This is a genomic window from Pseudomonas sp. JDS08PS003 (genome assembly GCF_045013505.1).
GTDB classification, from domain to species: domain Bacteria; phylum Pseudomonadota; class Gammaproteobacteria; order Pseudomonadales; family Pseudomonadaceae; genus Aquipseudomonas; species Aquipseudomonas protegens_B.
The window spans coordinates 5191922-5207683 of record NZ_CP120724.1 but is presented as its reverse complement, the minus strand read 5'-3'; the positions used below and the strand labels follow the sequence as shown (position 1 = coordinate 5207683).

The following is a 15762-nucleotide window of genomic DNA, read 5'->3' as shown; positions in this document are numbered from 1 at the left end:
ACTGGCCTTTTGATATGTGCCTGGCAAGAGGCTTGATCATCGACGATCCGCGAGGTCTGAGCCCCCTGGATTCGCGGCAGGGGAGGAAGCGGCCGGCGCCTGTTGCGGATGCTGATCCAGATGCTGCAGCAGGGACTGGGTAAAACGCAGCAGGGCCAGGTCCAGGGCGTTGATTGCAGCGCTGGCATCGATCCCGGCATTGTCCTGGCAGGCCCGCTCCAGGGCTTCGCAACGGGCCTGCAAAGAGGTGGCACCGACCATTTGCGCCGAGCCCTTGACCTTGTGTGCCAGGGCCCGCAACGCCTGGGGATCGTCGGCCGGAATGAGCCCCAGGGCGAGGCGATCTTCGCGACAGCACTGCAGGAGCTCCTTGAGCATGCGCAAGACAAACAATGGCTGGTTGCGGGTCAGGGTGCGCAGGACCGACATGCTGAAACTGTCCGCCCTGGGCAGCGCCTTGAGTGTCTCCAGCTTCTGGCCCAGCAGGTTCAGGTCCAGGGGCTTGAGCAGGCAGTCGTGCATGCCGGCATTGCGGCAGCGCTGGATTGTCTGGGGATCGTCGCTGGCGCTGCAACCGAGCAGGGTCACCGCCGGCCGCTGTTGCCGCGCTTCGTTCCGGCGGATGGCCTCGGCCAGTTGATAGCCGTTCATCAAGGGCATGTTGCAATCGACGATCAGCAGGTCGAAATCGCCTTTTTGCCATTGCTCATAAGCCTGCCGCCCATCCCCGGCGCAGGTGACCCGGTGCCCGAGGTATTCCAGTTGTTCCTGCAGCAGTGTCAGGCTGGCGCGATGGTCGTCCGCCAGCAGGATGTCCAGAGGCAGCTGGTTGGCCTGGGGCACGTTGGCCGGGCTGGTCTCGGCAGCTCCCTCTCGTCCGGCCAGGGGCAACTCCACCCGGGCTTCGCTGCCGGGGCCGCTGCGCCCGTGCAGGCTCAGTTTGCCGCCCATCTGCCGGCACAGCTGATGGCTGATGGGCAGCCCGAGCCCGGTACTGTCCCGGGGCGACTGGCTGTGCGGGTCAACCTGGGCAAAGGGTTGCAACAGCCGTTGCCGTTCCTCCCGGGGAATGCCTATGCCGGTGTCCAGCACCTGCAGTTTCAGCTCGTAGTGCCCCGCACGCATCGCAGGTTGCAGTTGCAATCTGACCTGCACCGCACCCTGGTGGGTGAACTTGATCGCGTTGCTCAGCAGATTCGCCAGCACCTGCTTGAAACGCAGGGCGTCGATCAGCACCAGGGGTTCCGGCTCCGGTGCCTTGAACTCAAGGTTGAGGTCCAGGTGCTTCTGGAGAGCCAGGGCCTGGAACACTCCCATCACCCCATCGACGCTGCCCCGCAGGCTGCTCCAGGTTGGGTTCAGTTGCAGGTGGCCGGATTCGATCCGGCTGATGTCCAGCAGGTCCCCGAGCAGCTCGCGCAAATCCCTGGCGGCGCCCAGGGCCAGTTCCAGGGAGGCATGGTTTCGCGAATGGGCCCCGGTTCGTTGCAGCATCAGCTCCAGCAGCCCGATGAAGGCGTTCAGCGGAGTGCGGATTTCATGGCCCATGTGCCCCAGGAACTGGCTTTTGCGCCGGTTGGCTTCTTCAGCTTGGCGCTTGCCGGTGTCCAGGGCGGCCACTGACTGTTCCAGTGCCCCTGATTGTTGCCGCAGCCTGCGCAGTTGTCGGTGGAGTCGGGCCTGGTTCAGCCATGACGCGAGCAGCAGGACCAGCAGCGTGATAACGACCAATGGCGAGCACAGGACTTCGATCATCGCCGGGGCGCTCGGCAAGGCCAGGGCTTCAGGATCTGGCGCTTCATATCAGTTCATTGCGCTTGGCCATGTCCACCAGTTCATTCATGGAAGTGGTGGCGAGTTTTTGCATGATGCGCTTCTTGTAAGTACTGACAGTCTTGTTGCTGAGAAACATGCCCGTGGCAATTTCCTTATTGGTTTGGCCCATTGCAAAAAGTTTCAGCACCATCAACTCCCGATCATTCAGCGAATTGAACTGTGCCAACTCCAAAGTTGCACCAAGAGCGCTCCGATCAACTTGCAACGCCTGGCTGGGGAAGTAGTTGTAGCCACTGCAGATGGCCTTGATGGCACTGAGCAGTTCACTCAGATCTTCTTGTTTGCAGACATAGCCGCTGGCCCCGGCGCGCATGCAGCGATTGGCGAACAAGGCCGCTGACTGGGCTGTGAGGACCAGGATTCGCAAGGGCCTGGGCATGTTGCTCAAGCGCTCCAGCAGCTCCAGGCCATCGAGTTTTGGAATGCAGATATCGAGTATGACCAGATCCGGTTCGCATTCGCGGACCATTTGCAAGGCATCGACTCCATTATCGGTTTCCCCGAAGATTTTATAGCCCTCGTGTTCCAGCAGAATGCGAATGGCCAGGCGTATGACGGGGTGATCATCAACGATAAGTACTGAGCCCATGCTGGTCTCCTGCCGGTAAATGGAGGTTCGAACAGTAGCCCAGCTGAGGGAGTGGAAGTAGTTGCGAAAGTGTGGAAAAACCCAATCTAAGACGGGTCCTACAACGAATAAGGGGAGGTATTACAGCCAGTTGGCAGTGAAGGGAAGTTAAAGTCGGATAGATGTGCATCGGGCCGTAGGGGACGGCCGCTAAAAGGCGCTGGTGAATGCCATCGCAGGCCGCCCCCCGCGAGGAGGGCGGCCTGGGCCTCATGGAGTTTTCTGATCGATGCCGGCTTGCAGCAGCTGGCTGTCACTGTGGCCGCCGACACGCAGCGGGCCGAGGTTGAACAACTGGTCCTTCTGGGTGGCGTCGTCCTGTTTACGGGTCAGTTCGGCAGCGCTGCCCAGGGCAACGTTGACCGGTGACTTGGACAGATTGGCGCCGACGTCCACGCGTAATTCCGAGCCGGCCAGGTCGGTGCTGGTGACCTTGGACCCCCCCAGTTCGACGCGACCTTCGCTGGCCCCGATGCGGGCACCGGTGAGCTGGGTTTCGCCGCCGACCTTCAGGTTGACGCCCTGTTGAGCGCTGATCCCCGAAGCCTGTTCCACGCGGTTCTTGCTCTCGTGGCTGACGTTCAGCTTCAAGCTCGGGGTATAGGAGGTATTACCGCTCTTGTCGCCAAACAGCACGCCTTCAGCGGTATTGGCCACCTTGCTGCCGGCGGTGTTCTTCTCGCTGACCGAATAGCTGTCGCTGGTTTTTGGCCAGAAGCGCTCTTTCAGGCTGGAGAGACGGTTGCCCACGGCGTCGGCTTTGTCGGCCAGGTAGTTCTTGGCCTTGTCCACGCCGTTGCCAATGGCGCCGCGTGGTTCAGGGTTGACGTCGTAGCTGCCGCTGCGGCTGAGTTTCTCCCCCAGGCGCTCCTTGGCGTCGCTGGCCTTGGCGACCACGCTGTCCTTGGCCGAACTGACCTTTTCCACCCCTTTGTCGACGGCGTTTTCCAGCTTTTCGCGGTGCTTGTCGAAGCCTTTTTCGGCCTTGGCCTGCAGGCTGTCCTTGAGTGGGCCGGCGGGTTTGGCCAGCTTGCTCACCAGCCCCGGCTGGTTTTTCGCCACGTCCAGTTTGGCGTCGATGTTGACCTGGGTGTTACGCAGCCGGTCCTGACGGCTTTCGATGTTGAGGTCGCCACCTATGGCCCCGTCGAGCCGCTGCGCCTCGATGTTGGCGCCGGCCAGATGCACGTTGCCGGCACTGTTGAGGGTCACCTGATCGGCCTTGATCAGGCTGTTGTGCTGAGTCGTGCTCTGACGCTGATCGACGTCGATCTTGACCCGGGCATTGATCCCGCGATCGACTTTCGGCGAGTCGTGCTCACTGGCGTCGGCCAGGGTGGTCTTGCCCATGCTGCCACCGGCGCCCAGGGTCAGGCCCCAGTTGTTGTGAGCCTGGGTGGATTGCGCCGACTCCTGGTAGATGCCGCCCTGGGCCGCATCCAGCACCACTTTGGCGGCGTCGATCCGCGTGCCCTGCAGGTGAATGGCGTTGTCGCCCTCGGCTGCGCTGCCCAGTAGTACCTGGCCTTGGCTGTAGAGCTGGGCGCCGCGCTGGCTCTGGTCGTTTTCAGAGACTCGGCCAATGTTGAAGTTGGCGCTGAGGTTGACGCTCTTGCCGCTGCTTTGCTCGCTGCTGGTCTTGCTGCCACCGGCGGTGAAGCCGCCACCGAGGTTGCTGCCCTGGCTATGGTGGGTGTCCACCGCCGCTTGCAGGTCGAGCTTGCCGCCGGTGTCCAGGGTGATGTCGCCGGCCGGACGTGCGGCGTTGCCGATCTGTGTGCCTTGCAGCGTCAGGTCGGTTGCACTCTTGAGGTTGACCGGTCCCTGGCCCTGGATGCTGGCGACCCGCGCCTGGCTGTCCTGCTGCTCGAGGCTCTTGTGATCCAGTTGCAACCCGGCCCCGACGTTGAGGTTGGTGCCGCTGGTACCCGGAGTGGTGCCCAGGGTCAGGGAGGCATCGCCACGCAGACTGGAGTTGCTGCTGCTCTGGCGGTCATTGGCCTGATTGAGTGCCAGCTTGCCGTCGGTCTTGATGTTGACGCCGCCCAGGCCGCCATTGAACTGGCTGCCTTCGAAGCTGGCATCGCCACCGACCTTGATGTCCACGCCCTGGCTGCCGGCGTAGCTGCCGACCTGGGCCTTCTCGGTGCTGCTGGTGACGTTGCTGCTGCCGCCGGCACCACTGGCGCGGATGTTCAGGTCTTCACCGGTGTTGGTGTAGACCCGCACGCCAACCTTGGCGTCCACGGCCTGTTCGCTGCTGCTGTGGGTATCGCTGGCGGCACTGGCTACCAGGCTGCCGGCACTGATCTGCACGGCACCGTCGGTGGCGCGGTACTGGGTGCCCTGGTCCTTGAGTTGCCCGTCGGCCTTGACCGCGACCTGGGCGCCGCTCAGCTGGCTGACCACTGCGGTGCTGGCGTTTTCGCTGCGTTGGCGGTTCTGGTGGCTGACATCCACATCGAGCCCGACATTGGGCTGTTCCAGGGCATCGAGCACCCCAGGCTGGTGGAACTTGCGCTGGGCCACGCCCTGGATGGCCTTTTCGATGGGGCGGGTGACGCCCTTGTATTCGACGTTGGCGCCGACATCCACCGCCCAGTTGTTCTCCTTGTGGCTGCTGCTTTCGCTGTTGTGCGCGGCCTGATTGTCGATCTCGGCGGCATTGACCTGCAATGCGCCGCCGGCCTTGACCTGGGCGCCTTCGGTGCTCAGGCGGTTGCCGGCATTGATGGTCAGGTTGCCGCTGGCAGCGATGTTGCTGGTCTGGGCAGTGCTCTTGCTGCTGCTGTCCTGGCTGCTGTTGTGGGCCACTTCCACGCCGTTGCCGGCGCGATCCAGGCCGCCGGTGTAGTAGAAGCCGCCACCGGTGGTGGTGCTGTCGCTGTGCTTCTGGGTTTTATTGTCCGCGGCCAGCAGCTGGACATTCTTGCCGCTCAGGCTGGCATCGCCGGCCGTGGCCGCAAGGTCGCTGCCTTGCACCTTGAGATCCTCGCCGGCAGTGACCGCCAGGGTGCCGCCAGTGAGGCTGGAGGCCTGTTGCCGGGTGCTGTCGCTGCTGTCGTTGCGCTGCTCATCCTGGTAGCGAACCCCAGCCCGGTACTGGCCGGTGCCCGGTGCGTTTTCCTTGGCGTAAGCGTCGAAGCCGCGCTTCTGGGTGCTGTTGCTGTCGTGCTGGGTGTCTTCGGCTGCGACGACCTTGATCGTGCCCTTGGCGCTGGCGTCCAGTGCTCCCGTAGCGGCGACCTGGGAGCCGCTGATGGTCAGGTCCTCGGCACTTTGCAGCTTGAGGTTGCTGTCCGAACGCACCTGGCTGCTGACGGTGGTGCTGTCCTTGTGCTGCTGACGGCTTTCATCCTTGGCGATACCGAAGAACTTGCTGTCCTTGCTGTGGCTGTTGCGGTGGGAGGTGTCCTGCACGCCGTCGATGGTCAGCGAACCCTTTTCACTGATGACGCTGGCCTGGGTGCCGCCCCGGGCCTGGCTGCCGCTGATGCGCACACTGTCGGCGCGCACGATCAGCTTGCCGTCGGCGTTGACCTTGCTGCCCTGGTTCTCGGTCTTGCCCTGGTCGCCGTCGGCGTTCTTGCCGAAGAAACCACCGCCCACCAGGTCACCGGAGTACTGCTGGTTGCTTTGGCTCTGCCGACGGCTGGCGCTGTTGATGTCGACGTCCTTGGCGGCCAGCTGGATGTCGCCCTGGCTGTGCAGCTCGGCGCCCTCAAGGCGCAATTTCTGCTGGCTGTCGAGTTGCAGTTGCTTGCCGCTCTTGAGCTGGCTGGTGACGCTGCGCTGCTGGCTGCTGGCGCTGTCCCAGTTTTCCTTCCACAGGTGCTTGCGGTGCTGGCCCTGGTCGCGCTGGGTCTGGGTTTCGGTGGCGGCAGTCAGTTGCATGTCGCCGCCGCTGCGGGCACTCAGGCGATTGCCGGCTTCGACGCTGCTGCCCTGGATCTGGGTATTGGCGCCGGAGTTCAGCTCGGCGTCATGCTGGGCCACTACCTTGTTACCGTGCTGGCGCGTATCGCTGTCGGTCTCGGTACGGTCATAGGTTTCCCAGGTGATGCCGATGGTGCTCTTGTCCCACTGCTGGCGTTTTTCCTGGAGCTTGCGGCTTTCGATACTGCTCAGGGTAAGGTTGCGCCCGGCATCGAGCTTGACGTTGCGGCCGCTGACGTCGGTGGCGGCCAGGGTCAGGTCCTTGGCACCGTGGAGTTCGATATCGCCCTGGCTGCGCACGCCGGCGCGCGTGGCGTCGAGGCTGTTGGCCACGGCCTCGCCGCGGATGTCCAGATCACCGGCGGAGCTCAGCTTGACTCCGTCGCGGCCATCCACCTGGACGGCGCCCACGCGGACTCCAGCACCTTCGGCGGTGCTGACGATGTTGATCCGTCCGGCCTGCATGGCGCCGAACAGGCTGGCATCGATGCGTTGATCCTGGGTGTGGCTGGTCGGGTCGACCTTCAGCACCTTGCCGCTGGGGTAGTCGAGCTGGTTGCGGCCCACGGTCACGTTCAACTGGTCCCGGGCGGCGAGGCTGCCCTTGCTGTCGATGCGCGGGGCGATCAGGTTGATCGAGCCTTCGGCATTGCGCAGGCCGCCGCCGTGGATATCCAGCTGGCCTCGGGCGCCCTGGGTGTCGAGACCCTGCAGCTTGCCGTCCTGCAGTTCCGGGCGGCCCACCACCAGGCTGGCGTTGGGGGTGTTGATGAAGCTGCCGCCATTGACCGAGATGCCATTGGGGTTGGCCAGTACGAAATCGGCGGCGCGGCCGAAGATTTCCTGGGCGCCATTGAGTTGCGAGGCGTTGCGACTGATCACTTCGTTGAGGATCACGCTGGCCGCCTGGCCCTGGAGCTGTGCGTTGGCTGCCAGTTGCCCGGCCAGTTGCGATTGCCCGGCTTGCAGGGCGTTGTTCAAGACCACGCCTTGTTGCCCGACGTTGTAGTCGAGGAACTGGTTGTGGGACAGGCCGCCGGCATTGGGCGCGACGATGTTGACGATGGGTACGCCACCCTGGTTTTGCAGCTGTGGGGTGCCGCCGGGGCCTTCGACCACGGTGATTCCGCCGGCCAGGGCCAGGGGCAGATGGGACACCAGCAGCAGGCCGGCGATGGTCCAGCGCAGTGTGCCCTGGGGTGAAAGGTTGAATCTATGAGTGTTGTCAGGCATGAGAACCTCGTGCTGAGTGGGTGAGCCGGGCGTTGCTTTCTTGGGTGCAACGGCGCGTGGTGCTCAGGTTCATCGGGTGTTTCAGGCTAATCGGCGGTTGATCAAATCTGCAGGCTGAACCTGGCCAGCCAGACTTCCGGCTCCGTGCGAAAGCCCTGCGGGGTGGTGAGGCTGCGTTGGTAATCCAGGTCGACCTGGAGTTTTTTCCACGCCAGGTTGAGGCCCAGGTTGGCACCGCCGAGATGGCGGCTCTGGGCACCGTGCTCGGCCTTGATCCAGCCGTTGTCCAGGCCCAGGCGTGGGGTGATCTTGACCGGCAGGTCGCTGTTCAGGGGTAGGCGCAGGGTGTTGCGCCAGACCGCGCCGATGGCGCCGGAGGCACTGTTGATGCGGTAGCCGCGCACCGCAGAATCGTCGGTGCCCAGCAGTTGCTCGATGGCCGGCAGCGGGTCCGGGCTGTACTGGGCCGAGAGCTGGCTCTGCCATTGCCAGCGCTGCTCGCCCCACTGGCCGTTGCGCCATTGGCTGAGGCCGGCGCGGTACTTGCGGAACTGCGCCTGGGGCAGGTTGCGTTGCAGCTGTTGCGAGTCGCGATCGGCGCCGAACCAGGTCAGGCCCTGGGCGTAATTGACATCCAGGTTCCATACCGCGCTGTTGAGCCAGAACAGGTTGAGCCCCGCCTCGGCCACGGTCAGGGTCGGGCTCTGGATCTGCAGGTGGGCTTTTTGCAGGTAGCTGTCCACATCCTTGTAGGCCAGTTGCAGGTTGGCGCTGAGCTGGTGGCTCTGGTCGCGCCACAGCACCCGGTCGGCGCGGCCGCTGACCATATCGGTGCGGCCGCTGTTGTACAGGGTGGTGCGGGCCAGCTTGAGCGGGGCGCGGTATTCGGCGTGGCTGGCGAACAGGCTGTAGGTCCAGTAACCGTAGGGCACCGAGTAGAACAGGCTGCCGCTGCGGCTGTAGCGCGGGCCGTGGTTGAGGGTGTCGCTGTAGTTCAGGTTCAGCGCGTCGTTGATCTGCAACGGGCTGTCCAGATTGAGGTTGATCGACTGCCGGTCGCGGCCGGTGCCGGCACTGCCGAGGTTATCCACACCCAGCCCGAGGCCCCAGCGCGCGGCGCTGCTGCGCGAACGCAGGATGATCCGCGAGGCACCGGGCTGGCTGCCTGGGGCGATGTCGGCGGTCAGGTCCAGGGAGCGCAGGCGGTTCAGTTGATCCAGGCCCTGCTCCAGGTCTCGCAGGTTCAGGGGCTTGCCGAGCATGCCCGGGAAAGCCCCGCCCAAGGAGACTGGCAGGCTCTGGTCGGCCAGTTCGATGGCTTCGACGTAGCCTTCTTCCACCAGGATATCCAGGCTGTGGCCGGCAGCCGGGGTGCTGGCCAGGTAGGGGCGGCTGGCGATGTAGCCGGCCTCGACGTAGAGACGGGTGATGGCTGCCAGCAGCTGGTTGATCTGATTGACCCCCATGCACGGCGCTACGTACGGCTTGATGTAGTCATTGAGCCGGGTCTTGGCGAACAGACTGACGCCACCGATGCGGGTGCCGCTCAGGGGCCAGCAGCGGCTGTCGCTGGCGGTCTGTTCCGGCAGGGTGGGCGTGGCCGGGGTGCTGCTGAAGCTGCCGCGCTGCATCTGCCGCTGGCGCTGCTCCAGTTGCAACTGCTGCAGGTCCCGTTGCTGTTGCTGCTGCAGGCGCAGGGCTTCCTGGCCTGGTTGCAGGTCGTCGGCCAAGGCCGGGGTCAGGCAGGTCAGACCCAGTACCAGTCCCAGGCACCTGCCGGTGTGGGCGAGAAGGGAGCGGTCAGTGCGTGATGAATAGGGCACTTGGCATCCTTACTGTAAAAAGACCAAGTGACGAACAACAGAAAAGCCGATCGGTGAGGCTCAACTAGTGACGTCGCTTTAAGTTCTGCACTGTGAATATGAGGCGCCGTCGATATCTATATCGGGGGCCAATCTTCAAGTGCTCGAGAGTGACAAATCCTGAGTGAGAGCCGGGTGCTTCAGTGCAAATTCAGGTTATGACAAAAGGGTTGAGTGAGTGCTGGTCGAAACGTTACAGCGCAGTGTGAAATTAATTTTTCCGGGGGTGGTCAGCGGGGAAATTACTGGATGAAATTGAGACTATCCGAAAGCAAAAACTCGATTTGTACGTAAATTGTAAATGCATAGAAGGCTAACAAAATTTTCCTGTCGGCCTTGATCGGCAAGGGGTGCAGCGAATTATGAGGTTTTTTGAAAGGTAGGATGTTTGGTTGAATCCAGGTGAAGTGTGTAATTCTGTGATGACGGGGCAATAACGTTAACGACTGCGGTGAGTGTTTATGGCTAGTTGCTCTTTCTATTCGAGTAGTTGCTCTAGTCTCGCCTGTTTTTAATTGAAGTAATGATTGTCAGGGAATTCCTTATAGTGAAGCTCCAGAGTGAGATGCCCGGAATCACGAGTGTGCTGCCCCCTGTCTCGGCGCATATTCGAAGTTCACGGGTCGTTGTTGTGATGGCCCGTCTAGGGGAATCCCTTAGTTGTCGATTGGATGTTGCAGGTCATATCAAGTGCCTGGCGCCGCAGCCAGGCACTTGATGGAGGAGGGTCATTGCGGGCTTGAGCGCCCGGTCATTTCCCGGGCCATTTCACTGGCATAGCTGTCGGTCATGCCAGCGATGAAGTCGATCATCCGCAGGAACGACTTGTGCAGCGGCCAGTTCGGGTCCGGTGCATTGTTGCCCAGCAGATCGAGAATCCGCCGGTTCTTGAACGACGGAGTCTTGCCGCCGTGCTGCTCCAGTGCGGCACCGCAGAAGGAGTTCAGGAGTATTTCCAGGGTGGTGTAGGCGCCGATCTCGTGCAGGGTCTTGCGCTTGTCCTGGAAGATCTTGCGCCGTGCTACGTCCTTGGCGTTGAGCACGCAGCGCTTGGCTGGGCCGTGCATGTGCTCCACCAGGTCGCCGTGCAGGGTGCCGGCCAGCAGGGCGTCCTGCTGTTCGACAAAGGCCCGGGCGGCGGCGTTGGTCAAATGCTCGATGGCCTTGCCCCGCAAGATCGCCAGGCGCCGTCGGCGAGAGTCCCCCGGGCCCAGCTGGCGATAGGTTTCTGGCAGGTCGTCGCCCACCAGCCCCAACAGCAGGGCCTCGACCTCCGCGTACTCCAGCAGGTCCATCTCCAGGCCGTCTTCGAGGTCGATCAGGGCGTAGCAGATGTCGTCCGCCGCTTCCATCAGGTACACCAGCGGATGCCGGGCCCAGCGCTGTTCCTCCAACTGCGGCAGGCCCAGCTTGTGGGCGATCTGTTCCAGCAGCGGCAGTTCGCTCTGGTAGCAGCCGAACTTGTGTTTCTTGTAGCCCAGGGAGTCGGCGTGGCGCGCGGTCCAGGGGTATTTGAGGTAGGTGCCGAGGGTGGCGTAGGTCAGCCGGGTGCCGCCGTCGAACTGGTGATACTCCAGCTGAGTCAGGACCCGGAAACCCTGGGCATTGCCTTCGAAATTGAGGAAGTCCAGGCGCTCCGCCTCGCTCATGGCGTCAAGCCAGCCGCGTCCGGCGGCCTGCTGGAACCAGTGGCGGATGGCGTCTTCGCCGGAATGGCCGAAGGGCGGGTTGCCGATGTCGTGGGCCAGGCAGGCGGATTGCACCACCATCCCCAGGTCGCTGGGTTCGCACCAGTCGGGCAGGGCGCCACGTAGAGTCTCGCCCACGCGCATGCCCAGGGAACGACCGACGCAACTGACTTCCAGGGAGTGGGTCAGGCGGGTATGGATATGGTCGTTGCTGGACACCGGGTGCACCTGGGTCTTGCGCCCCAGGCGGCGGAAGGCGCCGGAGAAGATGATGCGGTCATGGTCTTTATGGAAAGGGCTACGGCCGAGTTCTTCTGGGCTGTGCACTGGCTTTCCGAGGCGTTCGCGGGTGAGCAGGGTCTGCCAATCCAAGGCGGGGTCTCTCCGAAAAAAAACTGAGGCGCCCAGCTTCCGGGTTCCCGGGCGTGGCCGCAAGAGGCGCATGGCCTGCGCTCATGTATCCATCTGGCGGACGCCTTCGCTGGCAAGCCAGCTCCTGCACGGCAATGGCCTGGCCTGCGCCTCACCTGTAGGAGCCGGCTGCCGGCGAAAGGGCCCGTAGGTCGTGCATCCATCACGTCGCCGCGCTCGCCGGCAGATGGGGTGGGGTTACAGGCCGGCAGCGTCGATATCGATCAGCAACAGGCGCTGGCCGTTGTCGAAGAACTGGCCGGCAGTCAGGCAATACTGGTTGCTGGTGGCGTCGCGGTAGGTGTTGGACAGGGTCAGGCGGCGCTCTTCCCAGCCTTCGGCCAGCAGGTGATAGAAGTACGGGCGCCAGGACCAGTTGTGGCCCACGTAGCTGCTGTCGGCCTGCCAGCGGTTGTGGCGCCATTCCAGGTTGGGCGTCAGTTGGGTGCCGTGACGGTCGCACTGGTAGAAACGCAGCAGCCAGGGAAAGGCCTCCACTGCGGGCAGTTGGCTGATGGGGGCCTGAGCCTGGGCCCAGGCCTGCAACAGGTTCATCAGCTCTGCCAGTTGCTGGCGCATGCGCATCAGGCGGTTGCGTTCGGCCAGCTTGTGCCGCACATAGCGCTCCCGCAGGCGGGCGAAGGGCTGGACAAAGGCATCGCTGGCGAACAGCTGTTCCTCGGCCCGGGCAAACAGGAAGCCCTGTACATAACGGGAACCGCACTCCAGGGCGAAATCCAGTTCGGCCTCGGTTTCCACTCCTTCGGCGATGATCCAGCAGCCGGTTTTTTCCGCCATCTGTGCCAGGGCCTTGACCACATCGCTGCTGGGCCCGCCCCGGGCAGCGGCCTGAAACAGGCGCATGTCGAGCTTGAGGATGTCCGGTTGCAGCGCCAGTACCCGGTCCAGTTGCGAGTAGCCGGCGCCGAAATCGTCGATGGCGATTCGCGCCCCCGCCTGGCGATAGCGCGCCACCACCTCCGTCAGGCGCTGGCTGTTGCCCCCCAGCTCGGTGATCTCGAAGACGATGCGCCGTGGATCGACATCGTTTTGCTGCAACTGCTTGAGGCTGGGCAATGGCTGGCCTGGCCGCAATCGACTGATCCAGCGTGGGGAAATGTTCAGGCTCAGGAACCAGTCCGCCGGGGCTTCGTGGAGGCGGCGCAAAGCGTCGTCGCGGACCAGGCGATCAAGACGGCGCAAGGCGCTGGAAGGGGTGCGGGGATCGGCGAACAGCGGCCCCACCGACGCCAGTTGCCCATTGCCCTGGCGCAGGCGGCCCAGGGCTTCGACCCCGGCGATGCGCCCGGTAGCGGTATCGATAAATGGCTGGAAGCAGGCGAGCGGTTGCCCGTCGATCACAGGGCCTCCTTATCAGAGTCTTGTTGGTAGGGAGCTGAGGCTGTCGGGTAGACAGACAGGCTTCCAGGCTGTGTGAACACTGCCGTTTTCGGCAATACGGCGTTTTCACACACCCTGGATCGGCCCCTGGGTAAGGGGGCCGATCCGGGTTGCTTAGCAAGAATGCAGCCAGATCAGCAGAGGCTGCTTGCAGGCCGGTTGCTGTTGGTCGCTCAGGGTTTGCGCGAGGTGCCTTGCAGCGCCAGCCTGATCAGTGGCAACAGGCTGGTGCCCAGGCGTATCAGACGGGTGAGGCTGCTGGTGCCGCCGCTCTTGGCACCCTTGCCGGTGATGAACCCCAACAGGGTCACCGCCGCCACGCCCCAAAGTGGCGCGTGCTTGATGCCAAAGCCTTCCTGCCAGCTTTGCCCAAGGCCGCGGACCCGTTGCAGGGGTTGCAGCAATTGCTGGGACTCGTGGCGGATTTCCTGGCGGTGCATTTCCATGCGCAGGCGGATCAGTACCTTGCGCATTTCCCGGCGTGAGGTGTTTTGCGGAATGTCCGGCAACTTCATGGCAGCAGGCGCTCCCGATCATTGGCCAGCTCTTCGAGCGTGGCGTGGAAGGGCGAGGATTCATCGAAGATCGCCGACTTCAGGCGCAGGCCGCAGAACAGTGCCGCCAGGGTATAGAACACGCACAGGCCGATGATCCCGGCCAGGCGGTAGCTGTCCCACAGCAGGATCAGCACCAGCGCCGACAACCCCACCAGCAACAGCAGGGCAAACACCAGGGCCAGGCCGGCGAACAGCAGCAGGCTTACGGTGCGCGCTTTCTGTTCCTGCAACTCGATGCCGAACAATTCGACGTGGCTGTGCAACAGGCCCAGGACAGCAGCCCCCAGGCGCCGCGAGGACGCGCTTGGACCGCTGCCGGACGAAGTGGATTCGCCGATAGCCATATCAGCGCCGCGTCGCCAGCAGGCCGATGAGAAAGCCGACGCCGGCAGCGATACCGACGGATTGCCAAGGGTTGCTCTGCACATAGTCCTCAGCGGCGGTGACTGCAGCCTGGCCACGCTGGCGCAGGGAGTCCTCCGTCAGTTGCAGGGTTTCCCGGGCCTTGAGCAGGCTGTCGTGGATCTGCTCGCGCAATTCATCGGCCTGGTCGCCGGCCAGGGTCGCGGTGTGTTCCAGCAGACGCTCCGTGTCACTGACCAGTGCCTGAAAGTCCGCCATTAGTACTTCTTGAGCCGTCTTCGCCGTTTTGCTGGCCATGGTTGTTTCTCCGTTGATTGCGTGTGTGAGCTATGAGTGTGAGCCCCGAGCGAAGGTTCACTGTAATTGTCTGGTACAGCTTTTGCTTTGTCCTGGTGCGCAAGACGTGAGGCTTGCGCCGAAAACGAGCAAGGGTGGCGCTGCAGCCCGCGTAAACCCTGGGCAAAAAAATCACAACCTCAGGTCAATCGCCTTCCCGTGGTTTCGCGTACGGCCCCTGGCGCGCCAAAACGGTTCACCGATTACGCATGATGACGCGTCCCGGAGCCAACTTGGTGCAAGGCCGGCCGTGGAGCCGGGGAGATGATGGCCGATTTCGGATCTGCCTACTCCATGGAAAATCTGCAAAGCGCTGTGGACACCCTGGTCCACGGTTCCAACACCCTGTTCATTCTGCTCGGTGCGGTCATGGTCCTGGCCATGCACGCCGGTTTTGCCTTCCTTGAAGTGGGCACGGTCCGGCAGAAGAACCAAGTCAATGCACTGTCGAAAATCCTCAGCGACTTCGCCGTCTCGACCCTGGCCTATTTCTTTATAGGCTATTGGATCTCCTATGGCGTGAGCTTCCTGCAACCGGCGGCGGTGATCAGTGCCGACCACGGCTACGGTCTGGTGAAGTTCTTTTTCCTGCTGACCTTCGCCGCGGCGATTCCGGCGATTATCTCCGGTGGCATCGCCGAGCGTGCGCGTTTTGTGCCGCAATTGTGCGCCACGGTGCTGATCGTGGCGTTCGTCTATCCGTTCTTCGAGGGGCTGGTGTGGAACGGCAACTTCGGGGTGCAAGCCTGGTTGCAACAGCGCTTTGGCGCCAGCTTCCATGATTTTGCCGGGTCCGTGGTGGTGCACGCCATGGGCGGCTGGCTGGCGCTGGCGGCAGTGCTGTTGCTGGGGCCGCGCAACGGCCGTTATCGCGACGGCAAGCTGGTGGCGTTCGCGCCGTCGAGCATTCCCTTCCTGGCGTTGGGCTCGTGGATCCTGATTGTCGGCTGGTTCGGTTTCAACGTGATGAGCGCCCAGACTCTGCAAGGGGTGAGCGGGCTGGTGGCGGTGAACTCGCTGATGGCCATGGTCGGCGGCACCGTAGCGGCGTTGATCGTTGGGCGCAATGACCCGGGCTTCCTGCACAACGGGCCATTGGCCGGGTTGGTGGCGATCTGTGCCGGTTCGGACCTGATGCATCCGGTGGGCGCCTTGGTCACCGGGGCGATTGCCGGGGCCTTGTTCGTCTGGTGCTTCATCGCCGCCCAGAGCCGCTGGAAGATCGACGATGTGCTCGGGGTCTGGCCGCTGCATGGCCTGTGCGGTGTGTGGGGCGGGATTGCCTGCGGGATCTTTGGCCAGAGTGCATTGGGTGGATTGGGCGGTGTCAGCCTGGCCAGCCAGTTGATGGGCACCGGCCTCGGAGTACTGGTGGCGCTGCTGGGCGGATTCGCCGTGTATGGCGTGATCAAGGCCGTCTGCGGGCTGCGCCTGACCCAGGAGCAGGAGTACTACGGCGCTGACCTGTCGCTGCACAAGATCGGTGCCGTAAGCCAGGACTGAGCGGCCAA

10 protein-coding genes are annotated in these 15762 nt (G+C 63.3%); 1 reads left to right on the top strand and 9 read right to left on the bottom strand.

What is annotated here, in order from left to right:
* Positions 1-36: 36 nt before the first annotated feature.
* The 9 genes from P7C00_RS22870 to P7C00_RS22830 form a co-directional block, all read right to left on the bottom strand.
* Positions 37-1755: a response regulator gene (locus P7C00_RS22870; RefSeq protein WP_346632154.1), complete on the bottom strand. Its 1719-nt coding sequence runs from the start codon at positions 1753-1755 to the stop codon at positions 37-39.
* Positions 1756-1798: 43 nt separating this feature from the next.
* Positions 1799-2425 carry a response regulator gene (locus P7C00_RS22865; RefSeq protein ID WP_404937435.1) on the bottom strand — a complete coding sequence of 209 codons (627 nt, stop codon included), beginning with the start codon at positions 2423-2425 and terminating at the stop codon, positions 1799-1801.
* A 249-nt stretch (positions 2426-2674) separates the two neighbouring features.
* Entirely contained in the window at positions 2675-7633 is a 4959-nt protein-coding gene (locus P7C00_RS22860; protein ID WP_404937434.1) for a hemagglutinin repeat-containing protein, read from the bottom strand.
* Between the two features lie 101 nt (positions 7634-7734).
* Positions 7735-9456 carry a ShlB/FhaC/HecB family hemolysin secretion/activation protein gene (locus P7C00_RS22855; protein ID WP_404937433.1) on the bottom strand — a complete coding sequence of 574 codons (1722 nt, stop codon included), beginning with the start codon at positions 9454-9456 and terminating at the stop codon, positions 7735-7737.
* Positions 9457-10223: 767 nt separating this feature from the next.
* Complete coding sequence (locus P7C00_RS22850) at positions 10224-11555, bottom strand: deoxyguanosinetriphosphate triphosphohydrolase (protein ID WP_123727079.1); 1332 nt, start codon at positions 11553-11555, stop codon at positions 10224-10226.
* 237 nt (positions 11556-11792) lie between these two features.
* Entirely contained in the window at positions 11793-12956 is a 1164-nt protein-coding gene (locus P7C00_RS22845; protein WP_346632151.1) for an EAL domain-containing protein, read from the bottom strand.
* Positions 12957-13168: 212 nt separating this feature from the next.
* Positions 13169-13510, bottom strand: coding sequence for a hypothetical protein (locus P7C00_RS22840; RefSeq protein WP_346632150.1), 342 nt, complete (start codon positions 13508-13510; stop codon positions 13169-13171).
* Positions 13507-13896: a phage holin family protein gene (locus P7C00_RS22835; protein ID WP_123727081.1), complete on the bottom strand. Its 390-nt coding sequence runs from the start codon at positions 13894-13896 to the stop codon at positions 13507-13509. The genes P7C00_RS22840 and P7C00_RS22835 overlap by 4 nt, the downstream gene beginning before the upstream one ends.
* Position 13897: 1 nt before the next feature.
* On the bottom strand, positions 13898-14212 hold the full coding sequence (locus tag P7C00_RS22830; RefSeq protein ID WP_011062506.1) for a YqjD family protein: 315 nt from the start codon (positions 14210-14212) through the stop codon (positions 13898-13900).
* A 333-nt stretch (positions 14213-14545) separates the two neighbouring features.
* On the opposite strand from P7C00_RS22830, the gene P7C00_RS22825 reads away from it, so the two are divergent.
* A complete protein-coding gene (locus tag P7C00_RS22825; protein WP_346632555.1) occupies positions 14546-15754 on the top strand; it encodes an ammonium transporter in 1209 nt (402 codons plus the stop codon).
* Positions 15755-15762: the final 8 nt, after the last annotated feature.

Bases quoted from the DNA above. Each gene is read 5' to 3' on its own strand.
- P7C00_RS22870 (WP_346632154.1), bottom strand. From the start codon at position 1,755: ATGATCGAAGTCCTGTGCTCGCCATTGGTCGTTATCACGCTGCTGGTC.
- P7C00_RS22865 (WP_404937435.1), bottom strand. From the start codon at position 2,425: ATGGGCTCAGTACTTATCGTTGATGATCACCCCGTCATACGCCTGGCC.
- P7C00_RS22860 (WP_404937434.1), bottom strand. From the start codon at position 7,633: ATGCCTGACAACACTCATAGATTCAACCTTTCACCCCAGGGCACACTG.
- P7C00_RS22840 (WP_346632150.1), bottom strand. From the start codon at position 13,510: ATGAAGTTGCCGGACATTCCGCAAAACACCTCACGCCGGGAAATGCGC.
- P7C00_RS22835 (WP_123727081.1), bottom strand. From the start codon at position 13,896: ATGGCTATCGGCGAATCCACTTCGTCCGGCAGCGGTCCAAGCGCGTCC.
- P7C00_RS22830 (WP_011062506.1), bottom strand. From the start codon at position 14,212: ATGGCCAGCAAAACGGCGAAGACGGCTCAAGAAGTACTAATGGCGGAC.
- P7C00_RS22825 (WP_346632555.1), top strand. From the start codon at position 14,546: ATGGAAAATCTGCAAAGCGCTGTGGACACCCTGGTCCACGGTTCCAAC.